The organism is Rhodococcus sp. DK176, assembly GCF_038447315.2.
GTDB classification, from domain to species: Bacteria; Actinomycetota; Actinomycetes; order Mycobacteriales; family Mycobacteriaceae; genus Rhodococcus_F; species Rhodococcus_F jostii_A.
Window position 1 is genome coordinate 5,017,946 of the sequence record NZ_CP118321.2, and the last position, 20,578, is coordinate 5,038,523.

The window sequence follows — 20,578 nt, forward strand, 5'->3', positions numbered from 1 at the left end:
GTCTGGACTATAGTTTGAACAACTGGATGCCGCAATGACGAGTTGCCGGAGGCGCGATGAATTCACGCGACGAGAGACGGCTGGACGGGCGAGGCGCCGTCGTCACCGGCTCGAGCCGGGGGATCGGCCGGGCGGTCGCGCACGCGCTCGCGGCGGAGGGAGCCGGTGTGGTGGTCAACGGCCGTGTTCCCGATGCGGCGGAGAAGGTCGCCGAGGAGATCGTGCTCGGCGGTGGCCGGGCGATCGCGGTGGCTGGTTCGGCCGCCGTCGACGGCGTCGCGGAGACGCTGGTCGACGCCGCGGAATGTGCATTCGGCCAGGTGGACGTGCTGATCAACTGCGCCGGCGTCGCGGAGCCTGCCGGGTCGTCCATCCTCACCGTCACCGACGAACAGTGGCGCGAACTCGTCGATGCGCACCTGACGGCGACGTTCCGCACGTGCCGGGCCGCGGCGCCCCTGATGGCGGAACGGGGGCGCGGAGCCATCGTGAACACGAGTTCGTTCGCGTTCGGCGATTACGGCGGAACCGGATATCCCGCCGGCAAGGGGGCGGTCAACAGCCTGACCCTCGCCATCGCGGCCGAACTGGCCGAGTCCGGCGTCCGCGCCAACGTCGTGTGCCCCGGTGCGAAGACCCGGTTGTCGGTGGGAGCGGAGTACGAGCGGCACATCGAGGAACTGCACAGACGCGGGATGCTCGACGACGCAACGCGCTACGGTTCGCTGCATCCGGCACCCGCCGACTACGTCGCCCAGCTGTACGCGTTCCTGGCCACCGACCTCGCTGCCGGAATCACCGGCGGGATCTTCGCCGGATCAGGGTGCTTTGTCGGCAGATTCGGCCGGCCGACGCCGACGGTGCTGGCCTACCGCGACCACGAGACCGAGCCGCCGTGGTCGCTCGACGAGTTGGCGGAGTTGGTGGGCTCCGCTCACGGTGAGCGGTGATTGAATGGTCCGGCATCACATGGGCCACGACTTCGTCGTAGGCGGCCGGCCGCGACGTGTCCCGGAATGATCAGCCCTACGTCCCGTAGGGATAAGTCTTTCGACCCCGTGCCACTACTATGGAATGCATCACGCCGCGGGAACTCGACGCCTACATCGGCAGAACCCGCGTCCCGCACGGGCGAGTGAAATCGTCCCGCCGTACGCGGCGGGCGACGCCGCGTACGAATCAAGGTCGAAAATAGCACGAGCGCAAATACTCTCGGTGATCACGTCGCTCTGGCGGCGGATAGCGGCTCGTGGAATCGACTTGTGCCTGGGCGAAAGCGGCCCAATGAAGCTGACGCAGAGGCCCGCGGATAGCCGAGCACTTGGTGTCGGAATTACGCACGGAGAGAATGTATGTTGTTTTGCACCAAAATTGTTCGACAGTGTCCTCCCGGTGAATGTGCTGGTGACGGACGATCGCAGGCAACGATAATTCCACGATCTGGCCGACGATCGACGTTGCCTCCACTGTTCGGTCTGGCACGGTTCGATGTGTTGGTCCGCTGGGTGAGACGGAGGTGGGCGTCGGCAGGGCCGGGTAGGGGCAGGCGACGGTCGGACCCGAACACCGCGCTGTGCTATTTGGAGCAGCTTCCGGCGCTGAGGTTGCTCGAGCGGCTTCCGGTTCCCGCCCTCGCTGTCGATGAAGAGGGGGTGATTGTGCATGCCAACCCGGCACTCGAGCGGATGCTGGGGTATCCCGAGCACTGGTTTGCCGGGTGTTCGGTCGCGGACGTGGTCGTTTCGGCGTCGTCGCCGGGCGGCCCCGCATCGGTGGCGTTGCTGCGGGACTTTGCGGGGAAGGTAATCGAACTCGCCCATCGCGAAGGTTTCGTTGTGCGTGCAGCGGTGAGCAGGTCGGTGTTGCGCCGGAAGGATGACCCCGTCACGTTCGTGTGTTTCCAGGACCTCACAGAGCAGTTGTGGGGCGGTGGGCGGGCCCCCGAATTCGAGTGATGTCGTCGCCCGGTTTCCTCGCAGTACCGAGGGTGAGCCTGCGCGGCCAGCTCACCGCCAGTGTCGTCTCTCCACGCGCCGGCGGGCTAGGGGACGAGGTGATCTCCTCCGACGTGCCGACCACCCGGGCGCGCGAGGGATTCGCGGCAACCGAACGGTGTCGCCGGCTGTTGCGTGGGCCCGGGTGTCGGCGAACGTGATCGCCGCGATCTCGACGTGGCGGCCGAACCCTTCTGACGCCTGGGCCTGAGAACGGCAACAATTGGGGTAATGGCCTTTCAGGACGGGGTGTGCGTTCGCTCCGGCCACCCGACGCTGGACAGTGCTCCGCGCAGCACCGATTCGTAGATCGAGTCCAGGTCGAGTTCGTCGCCGAGGAAATCGGTGTTCACCAGCATGACGAAACCGTGCATGGCGGCGAAGATGCTGACGGCCGCGTCGAGGGTGTCCTCGGGCGGCAGTCCGCACGACGCCAGCATCGTGCGCAGCGCCGTGTTCGCATCGAGTGCCGCGGAGATGAAGGCGTCGCGGTCCACCGGGCTGGTGGTCAGCGTCTGATACCGATGCGGATGGCGAGTTGCCCAGACTCGGTGCGCGTCGACGAGTGCGCGGAGGCCGTCGGGACCGGTTCGGCCCATGGCGATCTCGCGCAGATGGGCACCGAGTTCCGCCATGGTGCGCACCTGGACTGCACCGCGGATGTCGTCGAGGTTGCGGACGTGGTTGTAGAGCGACGCGGTGACGACGTTCAGCCGGGCGGAGAGACTCGTCATCGACAGTGGCTCCCAGCCGAGTTCGTCGATGATCTCGATCGCGGCATCCACGACCTTGTCTCGCGTGAGTGTGCGACGTCGGATCGGTCCGTTCTGCCCTTTCACCATGGGCCCAGCATAAGGGCTTCCATTATAAATGAAAGTGTGTAGTTTAAGACGCATCCCATTCGTTTATCGATCGAGGAGCAGTGTATGACCGCGTCTCGGATTGATCTCAAGTCCCCCGACGTCTACGCGGAAGGGGTCCCCTACGCGTTCTTCGACCACCTGCGGGCGAGCGAACCCGTCTATTGGCAGCCCGAGGAGAACGGCACCGGATTCTGGGCGGTCACCAAGCATGCCGACGTCGTCGCCGTGTCCCGCGACAGCGCGACGTTCTCGTCGGCGGTGGGCACCACTCAGATCGACGATTTCGACGAGCTGACCCGCGCGAAGCAGGCCGCCATGCTCGTCAACCTCGACCCGCCCGACCACACCCGGCTGCGGCAGCTCGTCAGCCGCGGATTCACCCCGCGCACAGTCAAAGTGCTCGAGGGTCACATCCGCGACATCTGTGCCCGGATCGTCGATCGGCTGCTCGAGGCACGCGACGTCGACTTCGTTCCCGAGGCGGCGGCACCGTTGCCGCTCGAGGTCATCGCGGCGCTGCTGGGTGCGCCCGCCGGGGACGTGGACAAGCTCTACGACTGGTCCAACCGGATGATCGGCTTCGACGATCCCGAGTACGGCACCACCCAGGTCGACGGCGAGATGGCCGCGGCGGAGATCTTCCTGTACGCGAACGAGCTTGCGGCGCAACGCCGCATCGAGCCTCGCGACGACATCGTCACCAGGCTCGTGCAGCCGGACGAGAACGGCGACACGCTCACCGAGATGGAATTCAACATGTTCTTCGTCCTCCTCGTGGTGGCGGGGAACGAAACGACGCGCAACGCGACCGCCGGTGGGATGCAGGCCTTCATCGATCATCCCGACCAGTGGCGACGACTGCAGTCCGAACCGGAAGTGGCTGCGAGCGCGGTGGAGGAGATCCTGCGGTGGGTGACCCCGGTCATGGATTTCCGGCGCACCGCCACCCGGGACGCCTACATCGGCGATCAGTTGGTCAGGGCCGGCGACAAGGTGGTGATCTATTATCCGAGCGCCAACCGGGACGAGGACGTCTTCGACGAGCCGTACCGGTTCGACATCGGCCGGAGCCCCAACCCGCAGATCGCGTTCGGCGGTAGCGGGGTGCACTTCTGCCTCGGCGCCCACCTGGCGCGGCTCGAATTGAAGATCCTGTTCGAGACGCTCGCCGCGCGGATCGACCGCGTCGAACCCACCGGGCCGGTCGTCCGGCTGCGGTCGAATTTCATCAGCGGCATCAAGACGATGCCCGTGCGAATTCACCCGCGCAGTCCCGTGTGAGAGCCGATTTTCGTTGCCAGCCGACGGCAACTGTAGTAGCGTCCAGACACGTGTCCAGTAGTATGAATTTCGAGTCCACCCGCCGCCGTCTGACCGAGAAGCAGGCCGACACCGTCGACCGCCTCACCAAAGCGGCAGTCGAAGTACTGCGCGAAGAGGGATTCGCGGGACTCACCGTCCGCTCGGTGGCCGGCATCGCCGGGGTCGCGCCCGCGACGGCCTACACGTACTTCTCGTCCAAGGAGCACCTCGTCGCCGAGGTCTTCTGGCGGCGCCTCGCCGCCTCACCGCAGCCGGTGGACGAGGGACTCGATCGCACCGGACGCGTGGTCGCCGTGCTCCGCCACATCGCTCTCCTGGTGGCGGACGAACCCGAACTCGCCGGAGCCGTCACCAACGCACTGCTCGGCCGCGACCCCGACGTGGAACACCTCCGAGCCCGCATCGGGCTGGAGATCCGCGACCGCCTCGCCACCGCACTGGGCGAGGGCCACGATCCCGACGTCCTCGAGGCGCTGGAGCTGTTGTACGCCGGCGGCCTGGTTCGCGCCGGAATGGGATACGGGTCCTACGCCCAATTCGCCGATCGACTCGAAACTTCCGCCAAGCTGATTCTGGAGTAGATGCCATGACCGCAGCCTCGATGCCCGGGGTGTCACACAATCCGGTGACGTTCAACCCGTACGACTATGGCTTCCATGAAGATCCGTACGTCACGTATCGAAGACTGCGGGAAGAAGCGCCGCTCTACTACAACGAGGAACTCGACTTCTGGGCGTTGTCCCGGCACGAGGACGTCGTCGCGGCGTTCCGCGACAACCAGCGCCTGTCGAGCGCGAACGGGGTGTCGCTCGACCCGGCGGCCTACGGTCCGCACGCCCACAAGACGATGTCCTTTCTGGCGCTGGACGATCCGCGGCACATGCGGATGCGGCAGCTGGTGTCCCGCGGCTTCACCCCGCGGCGGGTGAACGAACTGGAGGGGCGGATCCTGGATCTGACGCGACAGTACCTCGACCCGGCGCTCGCGGCGGGTGAGTTCGACTGGATCGGCGAGTTCGCCGGCAAGCTCCCGATGGACGTGATCTCGGAACTGATGGGGGTGCCGGAGGCCGACCGCGTCGAACTCCGGCGCCTCGCCGACCTGGTGGTGCACCGCGAGGAGGGCGTCCTCGACGTGCCCCACGCCGCGATGGAGGCGTCGCTCTACCTCGTCGGCTACTACGCCGACATGCTGGCCGAGCGGCGCAGGAAACCGACCGAGGACCTCACGTCCGCCCTGCTCGAGGCGGAGATCGACGGCGACCGGCTCACCGACGACGAGATCATCGCCTTCATGTTCCTGATGGTCGTGGCGGGCAACGAGACCACCACCAAACTCCTCGGCAATGCGCTGTACTGGGGTTTCCGCTATCCGGGCCAGGCTCGGAACGTGTTCGAGGATGCGAGTCGGGTGCCGGAGTGGGTGGAGGAGACCCTGCGCTTCGACACGTCCAGCCAGATGGTCGCGCGGACGGCGTCCGTCGACCTGGACTTCCACGATCGGACGATTCCCGCCGGCGACAAGGTGCTGATCCTCATCGGCTCCGCGAACCGCGACTCGGCGGTGTTCGAGGACGCCGACGAATACCGGATCGGCCGGGACACGTCCAACAAGCTCGCGAGCTTCGGCGGCGGCACCCACTTCTGCCTGGGCGCCCACATGGCGCGGCTCGAAGCGCGGATCGCGCTCACCGAACTCGTCTCCCGCATCGACGACTACGACATCGACGAGGCGAACAGTGTGCGCGTCCACTCGACCAACGTGCGCGGTTTCGCCACCCTCCCCATGAAAGTGCAGGTCCGCGATGCCTAGGTTCGAGCCCAACCCGCAGCGTCGCCCGTCGATCGTCGCCGGGGCGTCGTCGGGAATCGGCACGGCGACCGCCTACGCGCTGGCCGAGGCCGGTCACCCCGTCGCGCTCGGTGCCCGCCGGGTGGCCGACTGTGAGGAGATCGCGGAGAAGATCCGCAGCAACGGGGGAGAGGCGTTCGCGCACTACCTCGACGTCACCGACACCGCATCCGTCGACGAATTCGTCACCGCGGCGGAAGAGGTGCTCGGTCCCACCGAGATCGCGTTGTCGGGGGCCGGCGACCTGGAGTTCTCCGTCGCGCACGAGATGGACCCGGACCAGTTCCTGGGACAGGTCGACGTCCACCTGGTCGGTGCGCAGCGTCTCGCGCACCGCATCCTTCCCGGCATGATCGAACGCAGGCGCGGAGACTTCGTCCTGATCGGATCCGATTGCGCCGACACCCCCCGGCCCCGGATGGGCGCCTACAACGCCGCGAAGGCCGGTGTCGAGATGATCGGCCGGCAGATGCGAATGGAACTGGAAGGCACCGGCGTCCGGGCGTCGGTCGTGCGTCCGGGACCCACGCAGACGTCCATGGGGATGAACACCACCGAGGAGGTCATCGGACCCGTCCTCGAAGACTGGGCGAAATGGGGATTCGCCCGGCACTCGTACTTCCTGCGCGCCTCCGCGATCGCGGACGCCGTCGTCGCCGCCGTCAGTGCGCCCCGCGGTGCACACATGGTGCTGATCGAGGTGCAGCCCGAGGCGCCCCTGCGAAAGGACGGAGAATGAACCTGGCTACCCCGCAACGTGTGTCCGGCGGTGAGCACGAGCACGGACATCTCGAAGAATTGCGCACCGACCCGATCGCGCTGATGCGCCGTGTCCGGGAGGAGTGCGGCAACGTCGGCGTGTTCCAGCTCGCCGACAAGAAGGTGGTGCTGCTGTCCGGCGCCGAGGCCAACGAATTCTTCTTCCGCTCCACCGACGAGGATCTCGACCAGCAGGCCGCCTACCCGTTCATGAAGCCGATCTTCGGCGAGGGGGTCGTCTTCGACGCGAGCCCCGAGCGTCGCAAGGAGATGCTGCACAACCAGGCGTTGCGCGGCGAGCAGATGAAGGGCCACGCCGCGACGATCGCGCACGAGGTCGACCGCATGGTGGCGCAGTGGGGCGACGAGGGGGAGATCGATCTCCTCGAATTCTTCGCGGAGCTGACCATTTACACGTCCTCGGCCTGCCTGATCGGTAAGAAGTTCCGGGAGCAACTCGACGGCCGGTTCGCGCACCTCTACCACGAGCTCGAGCAGGGCACCGACCCCATCGCGTACGTCGACGCCTACGCCCCGATCGAGAGCTTCCGCCGGCGGGACGAGGCGAGGGTGCAGTTGGTGGCCCTCGTCCAGGAGATCATGAACGGGCGCATCGAGAACCCTCCTCAGGGCAAGGAGGATCGTGACATGCTCGACGTGCTCGTCTCGATCAAGGACGAGGACGGCAACGAGCGCTTCACGGCGGACGAGATCACCGGCATGTTCATCTCGATGATGTTCGCCGGGCACCACACCACGTCCGGCACCGCGGCCTGGACCCTGATCGAGTTGCTGCGGCACCCGGACTACGCGAAACAGGTGGTCGCCGAACTCGACGACCTCTATTCGGACGGCTCCGACATCAGCTTCGGGGCGCTCCGGCAGATCCCGAAACTCGAAGCGGTGCTGAAGGAGACGCTGCGGTTGCACCCGCCGCTGATCATCCTGCTGCGCGTCGCGCGGGGCGAGTTCGAAGTCGGGGGCTACCGGATCGCCGAGAACGACCTGGTGGCAGCCACACCGGCGATATCCAACCGGATCGCGGAGGACTTCCCGAACCCCGACACGTTCGATCCCGAGCGTTACATCGACCCCAACCAGGAAGACATCGTCAACCGCTGGACGTGGATTCCGTTCGGCGCGGGCAGGCACCGCTGCGTCGGGGCCGCGTTCGCGCTGATGCAGTTGAAGGCGATCTTCTCGATTCTTCTGCAGGACTGGGAGTTCGAGATGGCACAACCCTCCGAGACGTACCGCAACGATCACAGCAAGATGGTGGTGCAGCTGCAGCAGCCGTGCACCGTGAGGTACCGGAAGCGAAGCACGTGATGAAGGTCGAAGCCGATCTCGACCTGTGCCAGGGTCATGCCGTGTGCGAGATGGAGGCACCCGACGTCTTCGTCGTCCCGAAGCACGGCAAGGTCGAGATCCTCGACACCGACCCACCCGAGAACCTGCGCGCGGAAGTCGAGAGCGCCGTGCGTTTCTGCCCGACCCAGGCCCTGCGGATCCTCGCGGACGACGACTCTGAAGGAGACAGCTGATGGTGCAGTTCGATCGAAGGATCGGCCCGGAGGTGCAGTTCGATCGTGCGGAGCTCGATGAGATGGTGCAGCGTTGGGTGGACGAGAACAAGCGGTGCGAATCGCTCGGCGACTGGAAGCCGCTGGCCGAGATGTACACCGAGGACGCCACGTACGGATGGAACTACGGGCCGAAGGACGACTTCATGGCCGTCGGCCGGGACGAGATCCGCGACCTTGCACTCGGGCAGGAAATGGACGGGCTCGAGGGCTGGGAGTACCCGTACCAGCAGTTCGTCATCGACGACCGCAGCGGCGACGTCATCGGATTCTGGAAGCAGGTGTCCGAACGCACCCGCGACGACGGCACGCACTATCAGGTGACGGGAATCGGCGGCAGCTGGTTTCGGTACGGCGGAAACTTCCAATGGTCTTGGCAGCGTGACTTCTTCGACTTCGGTAACGTCTCGAGCCTGTTCCTCGAGATGATCACGAACAACGCGATGTCCGACGGCATGAACGCGCGGATCGAGCGCGCGACGTCCGGTCGGCTGCCGGGGTGGTATCCGGTCGGCAAGGCCCCGGTCCCGCTGTGGTGAGTGCGGTGAAGGTTCCGTCGTCGTTCGCCGATCTGTCCCGCGGGGATCTCGCGATTCTCGTTCCGGAACTGCTCCTGTGCGGTCATCTCATCGACCGCTCCGGTATGCCGCACCTGATCGGGGCGTTCGGTCGCGAGGGCATGACGCAGGTCGCGATCGAGGAGTGGATGGCGTCGAGCCCCCTCTACACGCGGCGGATGCAACGCGCGCTGGGATTCGAGGGCGACGGCGTCGTGACGATCTTCAAGGGTCTGCAACTCGACATCGGTGCGCCGCCCCAGTTCATGGACTTCCGGTACCACGTCACCGATCACGATCACGGCGAGTTCTGGCTGGATCACTGCGGGGCGTTGATGGACGTCGAACCGATGGGCGACGAGTACGTCACGGCGATGTGCCACGACATCGAGGACCCGACGTTCGACGCCACCGCACTGGCCACCAACCCGCACGCGCAGGTGCGTCCCGTGCACCGTCCGCCCCGCAGACCTGCGGACCGGACACCGCACTGCCTCTGGACGGTCACCATCGACGACACAAACGTGCCACCTCCGATTCCGGAAGGGCTGGTGACGGTGGGGAAGTCGCGGGCGGCGACGGTCGAGTTGTCGCCGATCGTCACCGGCGGGCCGGGACAGCACGACTACGCGGGTGCGCTCCTCGACGACCTGCGGTTCCCGGACTTCTCCCATTCGGCTCTGACCCGGATCGCGGAGGAGGTGTGCCTGCAGCAGCACCTGCTGACCCTCGGTTTCCTGCTCGCGGTGCGGGCCCGCACCGATGCCGAAGACGCACTCGACATCGCGCGCAAGCAACTCACCGGCATCGCCGGCCTCACGTCGGAACGGATCCGGAACGCGCTCGGGCTGCCCGCTGATCTCGAGGGTCTCGCCGTCGTCCTCGCCGTGCATCCGGCGTTCAATCCCCGTCAGTACGTGGACGTCACGATCACACTCGGCGACCGCATGCTGCTGACCCTCGGCCGGAACTGCGGAGCCGGGGAGGACGGCGCGTGGCCGTCCATGATCGACGCCGAGCACCTCGGGCCGTTGACTGCGCTCGTGCGCGGGGTGTCGCCGCGGTTCGCGGTGCAGGTGGTCGAGGAGACGGAAGCGGTGCTGACCGTGGAGATCGTGATCGGTGAGCCGCCCGCGAAGGAAGCACCCGAGGTGGCGCTCACCCGGTTCAGCACGGGAGCCGACTTCGCGTTCACCGATCGAGGAATACCCCTACCACTCACAGTCGTCTGAGAGAGGACGCCCCCCCGTGGCTTACAACCTTGCAGACCTCTTCGAGCATTCCGTCGACGCGATGCCGGAACGGGTGGCGCTGATCTGCGGCGCCCGACGCGTCACCTACCGCGAGCTGGAGGACCGCGCCAACAGGCTGGCCCACCACTTCCTGGAGGTCGGGCTGACCGCCGGCTCGCACATCGGCGTGCACCTGCACAACTCCATCGAGACCATGGAGACGTTGCTGGCGGCGTACAAGATTCGTGCGGTCCCGGTCAACATCAACTACCGCTACACCAGCGACGAACTCGACTACGTCTACGGCAACGCGGAACTCGACGCCGTGGTCCATCATCGGCTCTATTCGCCGCGCATCGCGGAGGTCCTGTCTTCGCTGCCGAGGATCCGGCACACCGTTGTCGTCGAGGACGATCTCGGCGGCGCCGGTGTGCCCAGCGACTCGGTGCCGTACGAGGAGGCGCTGTCCGGCAGTGGCGACCGGGACTTCGGCGAACGCAGCTCCGAAGACCTGTTCATCATGTACACCGGCGGCACCACCGGACGTCCGAAGGGTGTGGTGTGGACGCACGAGGCGATCTGGCGCGTCCTCGCGGGCGGTCTCGACTTCTACACCGGTGAGGCGATCGAGGACGAGTACCAGCAGTCGCGGGTCGGGTCGCAGGGTGAGCCGACCCTGTGGTTCGCGTTGCCGCCGCTGATCCACGCGGCCGCGATGATGCCGACGTTCACCGCGCTGTTCAGTGGAAACACCGTACTGCTGGAATCGAAGTTCGACGCCGACCGGACGTGGGAACTCGTCGAGCGGCACAAGGTACAGATCCTCATCATCACCGGCGACGCGATGGGACGGCCGCTGATCGAGGCGCATCAGCCGTCGCGCACCGACACGTCGAGCCTGGGTGTCGTGGCATCCGGGGCCGCGCTGTTCTCACCGATGATCAAGGACGCCTTCCTCGACGCGTTCCCGGGACTGCTGGTGTCCGATTCGATCGGCGCGTCGGAAACAGGCTTCGGCGGAATCGGTTTCGCGACCAAGGGGGAGAAACAGGTGGGTGGTCCCCGGGTACCTGCCGGCCGGTACGCCCTGGTGATCGACGAGGACGACGTTCCCGTCGAGCCGGGGTCGGGGAAGGACGGCTGGTTCGCGAAGGGCGGGTACGTCCCGCTGGGTTACTACAACGACCCGGAGAAGACCCGGGAGATCTTCCGGGAAGTCGACGGGCGACCGGTCGTCGTCACCGGCGACCGCGCGCGGGTCGAGGCCGACGGATCGATCACCCTGCTCGGCCGCGGCAACATGGTGATCAACACCGGCGGCGAGAAGGTGTTCGCCGAAGAGGTCGAGAGTGCGGTGAAGGCGTACCGCGACGTCTACGACGCCATCGTGGTCGGCGTCCCCGACGAACGGTGGGGGCACCGGGTCTCCGCGGTCGTGCAGGCGCGCGACGGTCGGGGCGTCGACTTCGCCGGACTCGAGGAATACGTGCGGCAGAGCCTGGCCGGCTACAAGATTCCGCGGCTGGTGTGGGTGGAAGACACCGTCCAGCGCACACCGAGCGGCAAGCCCGACTACCGCTGGGCTCAGGGCGTCACCAAACAGCGCGACCCCGACCACCGCACGTGAGTGGCGAAGCGTGCTCCCGCACGCTTCGCCACTCACGTGCGGGTCAGGCGGGAGCGCGGACGACCAGGACCGTTCCCGGGAACTCCGCGGCAAGCTCCTGACGGCTGTGCTTCACGGCCGCGGTGCCGTAGCCCTTCTTCCGGGCGTCGGGGGCGATCCAGATGGCCACGTCGACCTCGCGTCCCGACAGTTCACCGAATACCATGCCGACGGCCGTGTTCTCCGCGGTGTCCTCGCACACGAACCATGCGGCGGACTCGTCGTCGACTCGGCTCAGGCCTTCCGTGCGTTCCTTCTCGACCCGATCCTCGGACCACTGCGCGCCCGCGTCGTCGACCTGCTCGCCGCAGCGGCGCCGGAACAGTTCGGCGTCTTCCTCGGTGTCGGTGAACGGCCGGAGGCGGAAGTTCCGCCCGGTGCTCGCCGGCCGGTCCGTCGACGTCCATTCGAGGGTGGCGTCGAGGTCCTTCAGTTCCGTCTGGATGCGGAGCCGTTCGACCTTGGTGAGGCGGCGGAACGTCAGGTTGAGGACGGCTTCCGCGTACGCCTCGGAGGTGTCGAGGAGCCCGGCGACGGTGGTGAGGGCCTCGGCGTGGTCCTCGCTGTCGACGATGGCGTCGAGCACCTCGTGGCGCTGCTCGAGTGCACGCAGCAGGACCGCGGTGAGCTCTCGACGGTCGTGTATCCGATCTTGAACCTGTGTACTCATGTCTGCAATTCCTCGCCCTCGGCCGTCGTACAAGTCCGTACGCGTCAATACTGCAAGAAGTCCCCCGACATGGCACCCGTTACTCGGCGGTACATACAAACGCTATCGGGGAGTGCAGACCACGACGGGGATCGTGCGGTCGGTCCAGGCCTGGTAGTTGTCGAAATCCGGATACATGGCGACGAGCCGCGGCCACAGGCGCGCGCGTTCCTCGGGGTCCGCCACGTGGGCGGTCATCGGCCGGACCCGCGACTTCACCTGGACGGTCACGTCGGGGTTCGCGCGCAGGTTGAGGTACCACATCGGGTGCTTCGGGAGGCCGCCCTGCGAGGCGACGAGGATGATGCGGTCGCCGTCCTCGAGGAACAGCAGCGGGCTGATCCGCGGCTCGCCGCTCTTCCGTCCCGTGGTGGTGAGCAGGCAGACGGGCAACCCGCGGGGGAAGGCGCTGCCCACCCGCCACTTGCTGCCCAGGCGCCCGCCCGTCCGCCGGTAGAGCACGACGTTGATCTTCGACATCCACTTGATGAAGGAGACCGTCCACTTCGAGTCGAGGCCGGGCGGTCGGGCGGGTGCGGGTGCATTCATCGGGAAATCCTAGATCCGCTCGATGATGGTGCCGGTGGCGAGTGCGCCGCCGGCGCACATCGTGATCAGTGCCGTCGACCCGTCGGTGCGCTCGAGTTCGTGCAGCGCGGTGGTGATGAGCCGAGAGCCGGTGCTGCCCACGGGATGTCCGAGTGCGAGCGCACCGCCGTTGACGTTGACCCTGTCCATGTCGGGCTCGTGCACCGACGCCCACGACAGCAGCACCGACGCGAACGCTTCGTTCACCTCGAACAAGTCGAGGTCGCCGATCTTCATGCCGCTGCGTTCGAGGACGCGCGCCGTGGCCTGGACGGGACCGTCGAGGTGGAATTCGGGTTCGGAGCCGACGAGCGCCTGGGAGATGATGCGGGCCCGGGGCTCCAGACCGAGGGCGCGCGCCCTGGCCTCGTCCATCAGCATGACGGCGGCGGCGCCGTCGGAGATCTGCGAGGACGTGCCCGCCGTGTGGATGCCGCCCTCGAGTACGGGCTTCAGCTTGGCGAGCGACTCCGCGGTGGTGTCGCGCAGACCCTGATCGCGCGTCACGACCCGGGTCTCACCGGTGAGGTTGCCGTCCTTGTCGACGACGGGTGCGGTCACCTGCAGCACTTCCCGGTCGAAACGCCCTTCGTCCCAGGCCTGCTTGGCGCGCGCCTGCGAACGGACTCCGAGCGCCTCGACGTCGGCGCGGGTGATTCCGCGGCGACGGGCGATGCGTTCGGCCGCCTCGAACTGGTTGGGCATGTCGATGTCCCAGTCGGCGGGCCTGCGCGGTCCGGCGTTCTCGCCGACGTTCGCGCCGAGCGGCACCTGGCTCATCGCTTCGATGCCGCAGGCGATTCCGACGTCGATCGCGTCGGTGGCGATCAGACCGGCGACGAGGTGGTTGGCCTGCTGCGCGGAGCCGCACTGGCAGTCGATCGTGGTGGCGCCGACCTGCCAGGGCAGTCCGGCATGCAGCCACGCTGTCCGGGTGATGTTGTTCGACTGCGCACCGGCCTGGGTGACGCAACCACCGATCACCTGCTCCACCAGTTCGGGATCGATGCCGGAGCGGTCGAGGATGCCCCGCTGAGCGGCGCCGAGGATCTCGGCGGCGTGCAATCCGGACAGCCAGCCACCGCGCTTTCCGATCGGGGTGCGTACTGCCTCGACGATTACTGGTGTGCCCACGGTGGGCTCCTTTCCTTGTCCTCAGAAAATAGAACAGGTTCTGCTGTCCGGGCAAGGTCTGAATGAGCTTTCCTTTGCTAGTCGCCCGGCTTGTGCTTCAATGCTAGTAGAACGTGTTCCACATCACGGAGTGGTGTATGGCTTAGGGCAGGAGACAGCAGTGGCGCAGCCCAATCTTCCAGAGGGTTTCGACTTCACCGACCCGGACGTCTACGCAGAGCGCATCCCCTACCAGGAATTCGCCGAACTGCGGAAGACTGCCCCGATCTGGTGGAACCCGCAGCCGCCGGAGATCGGTGGCTTCCACGACGACGGCTACTGGGTCGTCAGCAAGCTCGAGGACGTCAAGGAGGTGTCGCGGCGCAGCGACGTCTTCTCCACACACGAGAACACCGCGATCGTGCGCTTCGCCGACGACATTCCGCGCGAGAACATCGAGATGCAGCGGTTCATCCTCATCAACAAGGACGCTCCCGAGCACACCAAGCTCCGCAAACTCGTCTCCCGCGGCTTCACGCCCCGCGCGATCAACAGCCTGCGCGAAGAACTCACCGAACGCGCCGAGAAGATCGTGAAGGAGGCCGCCGAATCGGGGGCAGGCGACTTCGTCACCCAGGTGGCGTGTGAACTTCCGCTGCAGGCGATCGCCGAACTGCTCGGTGTGCCGCAGGAGGATCGCCTGAAGGTCTTCGACTGGTCGAACCAGATGACGGGCTACGACGACCCAGAACTGGACATCGACCCGCAGGCCGCGTCGATGGAGATCCTCGGCTACGCGTACCAGATGGCGGACGAGCGCAAGAAGTGCCCCGCCGACGACATCGTCACGACGCTGATCGAAGCGGATATCGATGGAAATGAGCTTTCTCCCGAGGAATTCGGTTTCTTCGTGATCCTGCTGGCGGTCGCAGGCAACGAGACCACCCGCAATGCCATCACACACGGGATGATGGCGTTCCTGGACCATCCCGATCAGTGGGAGCTCTATAAGAAGGAGCGCCCCAAGACGACGGCGGACGAGATCGTCCGGTGGGCGACCCCGGTCAACTCGTTCCAGCGCACCGCACTGGAAGACACCGAACTCGGCGGAGTGCAGATCAAGAAGGGGCAGCGAGTCGTAATGCTGTACGGCTCCGCGAACTTCGACGAGGACGCGTTCGAGAACCCGGAGAAGTTCGACATCATGCGGGAGAACAACCCGCACGTCGGATTCGGCGGAACGGGCGCACACTTCTGCCTCGGCGCCAATCTGGCGCGACTCGAGATCGACCTGATCTTCAATGCGATTGCGGATCACCTGCCCGATATCAGTAAGCTGGGAGATCCGCGGCGGTTGCGCTCGGGCTGGCTCAACGGTATCAAGGAGTTTCAGGTCGATTACAAGACTGCGTCAGGCGGTTGCCCGGTCAGACACTGACCCCCTGATTCAGCGGCGTCGGAGGGCACCCTCATCCTCTCCGGCGCCGCTGTTCTCCTTCTGTCCGAGGAAGGTGGGAGTAGGTCGTGACTGTGCGGTCCATCGTCCACGACCTGGGTGGCATGTTCTCGGCGCCGGGAGACCCGAGCGTCACCGCTGCCATCGGCGCATTCCTCCGCCGCCTGGACCCCGCGCCCCGTCTCCTCGGGTTCGGCGAGCCCATGCACGGGGAGGAGAGCTTCGTACTGCTCCGCAATCAGGTGTTCCGGTTCCTCGTCGAACACGAGGGCTATCGCTCCATCGCGATCGAAAGCAGTTGCCTGAAGGGGATACTCGTCGACTCCTTCGTGCGGGGTGCGGACCATCGGTCGCTCGACGACGTCATGCAGCACGGTTTCAGCCACGGCTTCGGTGAGTCCCGGGCGAACCGCGACCTGATCGAGTGGATGGCCGAATACAACCGTCGACGCGAACCGGACGAGCAACTCCGATTCTTCGGATTCGACGCCCCCATCGAGATGACGTCCGCGGACAGCCCGAGGCAGGCCCTGACCTTCCTCGACACCTACCTGCGGACCCACCTCGACGAGCAGGATCTGCCCTGCACTCCGGACAGGATCTCCGCGCTGATCGGCGACGACGACCGCTGGAGCAACCCGGCCGTCGCCATGGACCCGGCCCAGGCCGTCGGTGCCACCCACGAGGCCGTCGAGTTGCGTCTCGTCGCCGACGACCTGATGACGCTGCTCGCGTCGCAGGCGCCTCGCCTCGTCGACGAAGGCACGCGAGACGAAGTGTGGGAGGCCGAGCTTCACGGTCGCGTCGCCACCCGCCTGCTCAGTTATCACGCGGGAATGGCCGAGAACTCTCCACGCCGCATCACGAGGCTCCTGGGAATCCGCGACACCCTCATGGCGGACAACCTGTCCGCGCTGGTGCAGCGGGAGGCCGACCGAGGCCCGACGTTCGTCTTCGCTCACAACGGCCATCTGTCGAAAGGCGAAACCCACTGGGATCTCGCCGGACTGCATCTGCACTGGTGGTGCGCCGGTGCCCACCTGGGCCTGCGGCTCGGCGATGCGTACACGGTCATCGGTGGGGCCGTCGGGGAGGCGCCCGGACACGGCATCGGGACGCCGCCACCCGACTCCGTCGAGGGCCGGCTCTTCGCCGTGGGGGAGAGCTGTCTCGTACCTGCCGCGCCGGTGGCCCGCAGGATCGGCGACGTGGAGAAGCGTGCCGATCCGTCGGGCAACTCCACGTACTTCCCGCTGGACCCCGCCGGCCTCGGCGAACTCGACGCGATCCTCTTCGTCCGGCACCTCGACGACGCCGGCACGTGATTCGGGGCATTCAGGCCTTGCGCAGTGTCTTCATCGCCCGCTCGACCTCCCAGAAGGCCCGCAGGGACGTGATCTTGCCGTCCTCGTTCACGCGGTAGATGAACACGCCCTCGGCGTCGATCCGAGATCCCGCCACCGTGGACCGGATGGTCCCGATGTTCACGTTCTCGTTCCCGCACACCAGTGAATCGGAGATGAGGAACTCGAGCGATTCGGTGGTCGCGATCGTCATGTCGTAGAACCGCGAGATCGCGTCGAGGCCGCGGTGACCCTTGCCTTCGGGGTCGAAACCCGAAGGGCCGACGGGGTCTTCGACAACAGCGTCCTCGGCGAACAGGGCCAGCCACTCGTCCTTGCGCCTGCCGCTCGCCGCCTCGCGGGACGCCTGCCCGGCGAGGCGGGCAGGATGGTCCGTCGTCGTCATGTCCACACCCCTATCCGATGTACTGGTCGGCGAACTTGCGCAGCGAGTCCTGCTTGGCCTCGAGTGGTCCGTCGAAGCCGATGCCGTCGAAAACCCACGGGACGACGATCGTGTCGGTCACTCCGGCGTCCGCCAATTCGGCGTAGCCGTCCTTGCCGAAACGGTCGATGCACACGGTCTGGATCTCGTAGGGCAGATCGGCTCGGCCGTACTCCTCCCGGAGTTCCCGCAATCGCGCGATGACCTGGACGAGATCGTCGAACTTGATCATCGCGGACGTCCAGCCGTCGCCCACCCGGGCGGCGCGCCGCAGCGCGACGTCGGTGTGTCCGCCGACGTAGAACGGCACCGGCTTCGTCGGCGCCGGGCTCATCTGCAGGCGGTCGAAGTCGAAGAACTCGCCGTGGTACTCGACCATGCCGCCGCCGAGGATCAGCTTGATGACGTCGATCATCTCGTCGACGCGCGCACCACGCTTCTTGTACGGCACTCCGCACCATTCGAATTCTTCGGGTGCCCAGCCGATCCCGACGCCGAACCCGAAACGGTTGCCGATGAGGTTGGCGACCGAACCCACCTGGCGGGCGAGGAGCACCGGGTTGCGGGAGCCCAGTTTGAGGACCTGGGTGTAGAACTCGATCTTCGACGTCACCGCGCCCATCGCGGCCGCCGCGATCAGCGGATCCACCCACGGGGTTTCCTCGTTCCACATCCGCGAGCCGTCCGGTGTGTACGGGTAGTCGGCGCTCTGCTTCTCCATGAAGAACAGTGAGTCGGGGAGGGCGATGGACGAGAACCCGCACTCCTCGGCTGTTCTCGCGAGAGCAGGCAGTTGGTCGAGGGGATTCATGGCGATGCCGACGGTGAACTTCATGGTGATGTCCCGCTCCTAATTGTTCGGCCGGTCGGAACCGACCACCCACATCGAGAAGTACTGCGAACCGCCGCCATAGGCGTGGCCGAGTGCCTTGCGTGCGTCCTTCACCTGATGGTCGCCGGCGCGGTGCATCACCTGCATCGCCGACTCGGCGAACCGGATCATGCCCGAGGCGCCGATGGGGTTGGACGACAGGACGCCGCCGGACGCGTTGAGCGGAAGCCGGCCGCTGATCGCGGTCTCGCCCGCCTCGGTGAGTTTCCAGCCCTCACCCTCGGAGACGAAGCCCAGATTCTCGAGCCACATCGGTTCGAACCAGGAGAAGGGGACGTAGATTTCGGCCACGTCGATCTCGTCGAGCGGGTCCTTGATGCCCGCGGCCTTCCACAGCGCGGCCGCCGCGTCCCGGCCGGCCTGCGGATTCACCTGGTCGCGTCCCGCGAACGTGGTGGGCTCGGTGCGCATCGCGGTGGCGTGGATCCAGGCCACCTCACGACCGTCCGCCGTGACCTGCTCGGCTGCCTCCTCGTTGCCGATCACCATCGCGCAGGCGCCGTCCGAGGACGGACACGTCTCGTCGTAGCGGATGGGATCCCACAGCATCTGCGAGGCCTGCACGGATTCGAGCGTGATGTCGGGTTGCTTGAGGTGGGCGTACGGATTGAGGCTACCGTTCAGCCGGTCCTTCACCGCCACCATCGCGCCGATGTGATCGGGTGCGCTCGACCGCCGGATGTACGAGCGGACGTGCGGGGCGAAGTAGCCGCCCGCGCCCGCGCCGACCGGCATGTGGAATGGAATGGGGGTGGACAGCGCCCACATGGCATTCGACTCGGACTGCTTCTCCCACGCCACCGTCAGCACCCGCTTGTGCACCCCCGACTTCACGAGACTCGACGCGACCACCGCGGTCGAGCCCCCGACCGAGCCTGCGGTGTGCACGCGCAGGAGCGGTTTGCCGTTGGCGCCCAGCGCGTCCGACATCGCGAGCTCCGGCATCATCGAACCCTCGAAGAGGTCGGGGGCCTTCCCGATCACGACGGCGTCGATGTCGTCCCAGCCCACCCGGGCGTCTTCCATCGCGCGGTCGATCGCCTCGCGAACCAGCCCCGCCATGGACACGTCGTGCCGCTTCGCCACGTAATGCGTCTGACCGGTGCCGAGCACCGCGGCCAATTGATTCGCCATCAGTTGCGTCCCTCCAAGACTGCGACCAGATTCTGTTGCAGCACAGCACCACTCGTAGCGTGCGCCAGCGTGCGCCCGGCGTTGCCGTCCATGATGGCCTTGGCTGCGTAACCTATGCGTTCCAGACCCGCCGCGAACATCGGATTCCCGCTCAGCGGGCCGCCCGACGGATTGATCGCCGTCGCATCGGACAGTCCGATGGCCTCGCGGAGGATCAGTTCCTGATGGGTGAACGGCCCGTGCAGTTCGGCCACGTCGATTCCGCCGACGTCCCCTCCGGTGGCGGCGCGGGCGGACGCCGTCGTCGACGGCGAGACCGTCAGGTCGCGGGCACCGAAGTTCGGGGAATCGATCCGATGCTCGATCCCGGTGATCCACGCCGGCCGCTCACACAGCTCACGGGCACGATCGCCCGCGGCGAGCACGACAGCGGCGGCGCCGTCCGTGATCGGTGCACAGTCGTGGGCGCGCAACGGGTCCGCGACGAACGGGCTGGCGAGCAGCGCGTTGATGTCGACGTGCCCCGACAGCTGGGTGTTCGGATTGCTCTCCGCCGCGGCCCGGCTGCGCGCGGCCACGGCCGCCATCTCCTCGGACGTCCACTTTCCGGCATCGAGTCCGAGGCGAGCCTGCAGTCCGGCGAGCGACACGGAGTCGAGCGCGAGCGGGGTGACCAGGTAGGGGTCGAGTTGCATCGACAGGATCTTGCGGAGGTTGCCCGCCGACGACTTCCCGAAGCCGTAGACGAGGGCGGTGTCGACCTCGCCGGTCATGATCTTGATCCAGGCCTCGTAGAACGCCCACGCCGCATCCATCTCGACGTGCGACTCGTTGATCGGCGGAACCGCCCCGATCGAGTCGACGGCGGAGATGAAGGAGAATGAACGGCCGGCCAGGTAGTCCGACGACCCCGAACACCAGAAACCGATGTCGGACTTGGTGATTCCGAGGTCCCCGTACAGCTGCTGGAAGCAGGGAACCAGCATCTCGACGCCGTTGGTGGTGCCGGTGGTCTCGCGCACGTGCGGTGCGTGCGCGAACCCGACGACTGCGATATCTGTCATTGTGC

At 66.5% G+C, this 20,578-nt stretch carries 21 protein-coding genes; 13 read left to right on the plus strand and 8 right to left on the minus strand.

Annotated features, from left to right (window positions below; genetic code table 11):
- Nucleotides 1-56 precede the first annotated feature (56 nt).
- Nucleotides 57-950 carry an SDR family NAD(P)-dependent oxidoreductase gene (locus PSR88_RS23760; RefSeq protein WP_016884019.1) on the plus strand — a complete coding sequence of 298 codons (894 nt, stop codon included), beginning with the start codon at nt 57-59 and terminating at the stop codon, nt 948-950.
- A 540-nt stretch (nt 951-1,490) separates the two neighbouring features.
- On the plus strand, nt 1,491-1,955 hold the full coding sequence (locus tag PSR88_RS23765) for a PAS domain-containing protein (RefSeq protein ID WP_237724166.1): 465 nt from the start codon (nt 1,491-1,493) through the stop codon (nt 1,953-1,955).
- A 278-nt stretch (nt 1,956-2,233) separates the two neighbouring features.
- On the opposite strand, the gene PSR88_RS23770 is transcribed toward PSR88_RS23765, so the two are convergent.
- Nucleotides 2,234-2,836, minus strand: a complete 603-nt coding sequence (locus tag PSR88_RS23770; RefSeq protein ID WP_016884017.1) for a TetR/AcrR family transcriptional regulator — start codon at nt 2,834-2,836, stop codon at nt 2,234-2,236.
- A gap of 84 nt (nt 2,837-2,920) precedes the next feature.
- On the opposite strand from PSR88_RS23770, the gene PSR88_RS23775 reads away from it, so the two are divergent.
- The 9 genes from PSR88_RS23775 (at nt 2,921) to PSR88_RS23815 (ending at nt 11,790) form a co-directional block, all read left to right on the plus strand.
- Nucleotides 2,921-4,138, plus strand: coding sequence for a cytochrome P450 (locus PSR88_RS23775; protein WP_016884016.1), 1,218 nt, complete (start codon nt 2,921-2,923; stop codon nt 4,136-4,138).
- A gap of 62 nt (nt 4,139-4,200) precedes the next feature.
- Nucleotides 4,201-4,761 (plus strand): TetR/AcrR family transcriptional regulator, encoded by a 561-nt coding sequence (locus PSR88_RS23780; RefSeq protein WP_009477736.1) that lies wholly within the window; start codon nt 4,201-4,203, stop codon nt 4,759-4,761.
- Between the two features lie 5 nt (nt 4,762-4,766).
- Nucleotides 4,767-5,993 (plus strand): cytochrome P450, encoded by a 1,227-nt coding sequence (locus PSR88_RS23785; RefSeq protein ID WP_009477737.1) that lies wholly within the window; start codon nt 4,767-4,769, stop codon nt 5,991-5,993.
- Nucleotides 5,986-6,771, plus strand: a complete 786-nt coding sequence (locus PSR88_RS23790) for an SDR family oxidoreductase (RefSeq protein WP_016884015.1) — start codon at nt 5,986-5,988, stop codon at nt 6,769-6,771. Before PSR88_RS23785 ends, PSR88_RS23790 begins: the two co-directional genes overlap by 8 nt.
- Nucleotides 6,768-8,120, plus strand: coding sequence for a cytochrome P450 (locus tag PSR88_RS23795; RefSeq protein WP_005244575.1), 1,353 nt, complete (start codon nt 6,768-6,770; stop codon nt 8,118-8,120). Before PSR88_RS23790 ends, PSR88_RS23795 begins: the two co-directional genes overlap by 4 nt.
- On the plus strand, nt 8,120-8,335 hold the full coding sequence (locus tag PSR88_RS23800; protein ID WP_005244574.1) for a ferredoxin: 216 nt from the start codon (nt 8,120-8,122) through the stop codon (nt 8,333-8,335). Before PSR88_RS23795 ends, PSR88_RS23800 begins: the two co-directional genes overlap by 1 nt.
- Complete coding sequence (locus PSR88_RS23805) at nt 8,335-8,913, plus strand: hypothetical protein (protein WP_011597020.1); 579 nt, start codon at nt 8,335-8,337, stop codon at nt 8,911-8,913. The genes PSR88_RS23800 and PSR88_RS23805 overlap by 1 nt, the downstream gene beginning before the upstream one ends.
- Nucleotides 8,907-10,163, plus strand: a complete 1,257-nt coding sequence (locus PSR88_RS23810; RefSeq protein WP_016884014.1) for a hypothetical protein — start codon at nt 8,907-8,909, stop codon at nt 10,161-10,163. The genes PSR88_RS23805 and PSR88_RS23810 overlap by 7 nt, the downstream gene beginning before the upstream one ends.
- 16 nt (nt 10,164-10,179) lie before the next feature.
- Entirely contained in the window at nt 10,180-11,790 is a 1,611-nt protein-coding gene (locus PSR88_RS23815) for an acyl-CoA synthetase (RefSeq protein ID WP_016884013.1), read from the plus strand.
- A 43-nt stretch (nt 11,791-11,833) separates the two neighbouring features.
- Here PSR88_RS23815 and PSR88_RS23820 read toward each other — a convergent pair whose 3' ends face one another.
- The 3 genes from PSR88_RS23820 to PSR88_RS23830 all read right to left on the minus strand — a co-directional run bounded on the left by PSR88_RS23820 (nt 11,834) and on the right by PSR88_RS23830 (nt 14,260).
- Nucleotides 11,834-12,499 (minus strand): GNAT family N-acetyltransferase, encoded by a 666-nt coding sequence (locus PSR88_RS23820; protein ID WP_011597023.1) that lies wholly within the window; start codon nt 12,497-12,499, stop codon nt 11,834-11,836.
- A gap of 102 nt (nt 12,500-12,601) precedes the next feature.
- On the minus strand, nt 12,602-13,087 hold the full coding sequence (locus PSR88_RS23825; protein ID WP_011597024.1) for a nitroreductase family deazaflavin-dependent oxidoreductase: 486 nt from the start codon (nt 13,085-13,087) through the stop codon (nt 12,602-12,604).
- 9 nt (nt 13,088-13,096) lie between these two features.
- Nucleotides 13,097-14,260 carry a steroid 3-ketoacyl-CoA thiolase gene (locus PSR88_RS23830; protein ID WP_011597025.1) on the minus strand — a complete coding sequence of 388 codons (1,164 nt, stop codon included), beginning with the start codon at nt 14,258-14,260 and terminating at the stop codon, nt 13,097-13,099.
- A gap of 160 nt (nt 14,261-14,420) precedes the next feature.
- Between PSR88_RS23830 and PSR88_RS23835 the strand changes: the two genes are divergently transcribed.
- Together PSR88_RS23835 and PSR88_RS23840 are read left to right on the plus strand one after the other, a co-directional pair.
- On the plus strand, nt 14,421-15,677 hold the full coding sequence (locus tag PSR88_RS23835) for a cytochrome P450 (RefSeq protein ID WP_009477746.1): 1,257 nt from the start codon (nt 14,421-14,423) through the stop codon (nt 15,675-15,677).
- Between the two features lie 86 nt (nt 15,678-15,763).
- Nucleotides 15,764-17,020: an erythromycin esterase family protein gene (locus PSR88_RS23840; protein WP_016884011.1), complete on the plus strand. Its 1,257-nt coding sequence runs from the start codon at nt 15,764-15,766 to the stop codon at nt 17,018-17,020.
- A 10-nt stretch (nt 17,021-17,030) separates the two neighbouring features.
- Here PSR88_RS23840 and PSR88_RS23845 read toward each other — a convergent pair whose 3' ends face one another.
- The 4 genes from PSR88_RS23845 to PSR88_RS23860 are packed head-to-tail and all read right to left on the minus strand — an operon-like array spanning nt 17,031 to nt 20,573.
- Nucleotides 17,031-17,444 (minus strand): nuclear transport factor 2 family protein, encoded by a 414-nt coding sequence (locus PSR88_RS23845; RefSeq protein ID WP_011597028.1) that lies wholly within the window; start codon nt 17,442-17,444, stop codon nt 17,031-17,033.
- A gap of 10 nt (nt 17,445-17,454) precedes the next feature.
- A complete protein-coding gene (locus PSR88_RS23850) occupies nt 17,455-18,318 on the minus strand; it encodes a TIGR03619 family F420-dependent LLM class oxidoreductase (protein ID WP_011597029.1) in 864 nt (287 codons plus the stop codon).
- 15 nt (nt 18,319-18,333) lie between these two features.
- Entirely contained in the window at nt 18,334-19,509 is a 1,176-nt protein-coding gene (locus PSR88_RS23855) for a thiolase domain-containing protein (protein WP_016884009.1), read from the minus strand.
- Entirely contained in the window at nt 19,509-20,573 is a 1,065-nt protein-coding gene (locus PSR88_RS23860; RefSeq protein WP_016884008.1) for a thiolase domain-containing protein, read from the minus strand. The genes PSR88_RS23855 and PSR88_RS23860 overlap by 1 nt, the downstream gene beginning before the upstream one ends.
- Between the last annotated feature and the right edge of the window lie 5 nt (nt 20,574-20,578).

What these genes read in the sequence shown, in the direction of transcription:
- PSR88_RS23800 (WP_005244574.1), top strand. Translation starts at nt 8,120, where the DNA reads ATGAAGGTCGAAGCCGATCTCGACCTGTGCCAGGGTCATGCCGTGTGC.
- PSR88_RS23845 (WP_011597028.1), bottom strand. Translation starts at nt 17,444, where the DNA reads ATGACGACGACGGACCATCCTGCCCGCCTCGCCGGGCAGGCGTCCCGC.
- PSR88_RS23855 (WP_016884009.1), bottom strand. Translation starts at nt 19,509, where the DNA reads ATGGCGAATCAATTGGCCGCGGTGCTCGGCACCGGTCAGACGCATTAC.
- PSR88_RS23805 (WP_011597020.1), top strand. Translation starts at nt 8,335, where the DNA reads ATGGTGCAGTTCGATCGAAGGATCGGCCCGGAGGTGCAGTTCGATCGT.
- PSR88_RS23760 (WP_016884019.1), top strand. Translation starts at nt 57, where the DNA reads ATGAATTCACGCGACGAGAGACGGCTGGACGGGCGAGGCGCCGTCGTC.
- PSR88_RS23780 (WP_009477736.1), top strand. Translation starts at nt 4,201, where the DNA reads ATGAATTTCGAGTCCACCCGCCGCCGTCTGACCGAGAAGCAGGCCGAC.
- PSR88_RS23790 (WP_016884015.1), top strand. Translation starts at nt 5,986, where the DNA reads ATGCCTAGGTTCGAGCCCAACCCGCAGCGTCGCCCGTCGATCGTCGCC.
- PSR88_RS23770 (WP_016884017.1), bottom strand. Translation starts at nt 2,836, where the DNA reads ATGGTGAAAGGGCAGAACGGACCGATCCGACGTCGCACACTCACGCGA.
- PSR88_RS23785 (WP_009477737.1), top strand. Translation starts at nt 4,767, where the DNA reads ATGACCGCAGCCTCGATGCCCGGGGTGTCACACAATCCGGTGACGTTC.
- PSR88_RS23820 (WP_011597023.1), bottom strand. Translation starts at nt 12,499, where the DNA reads ATGAGTACACAGGTTCAAGATCGGATACACGACCGTCGAGAGCTCACC.
- PSR88_RS23775 (WP_016884016.1), top strand. Translation starts at nt 2,921, where the DNA reads ATGACCGCGTCTCGGATTGATCTCAAGTCCCCCGACGTCTACGCGGAA.
- PSR88_RS23795 (WP_005244575.1), top strand. Translation starts at nt 6,768, where the DNA reads ATGAACCTGGCTACCCCGCAACGTGTGTCCGGCGGTGAGCACGAGCAC.
- PSR88_RS23825 (WP_011597024.1), bottom strand. Translation starts at nt 13,087, where the DNA reads ATGAATGCACCCGCACCCGCCCGACCGCCCGGCCTCGACTCGAAGTGG.
- PSR88_RS23860 (WP_016884008.1), bottom strand. Translation starts at nt 20,573, where the DNA reads ATGACAGATATCGCAGTCGTCGGGTTCGCGCACGCACCGCACGTGCGC.
- PSR88_RS23850 (WP_011597029.1), bottom strand. Translation starts at nt 18,318, where the DNA reads ATGAAGTTCACCGTCGGCATCGCCATGAATCCCCTCGACCAACTGCCT.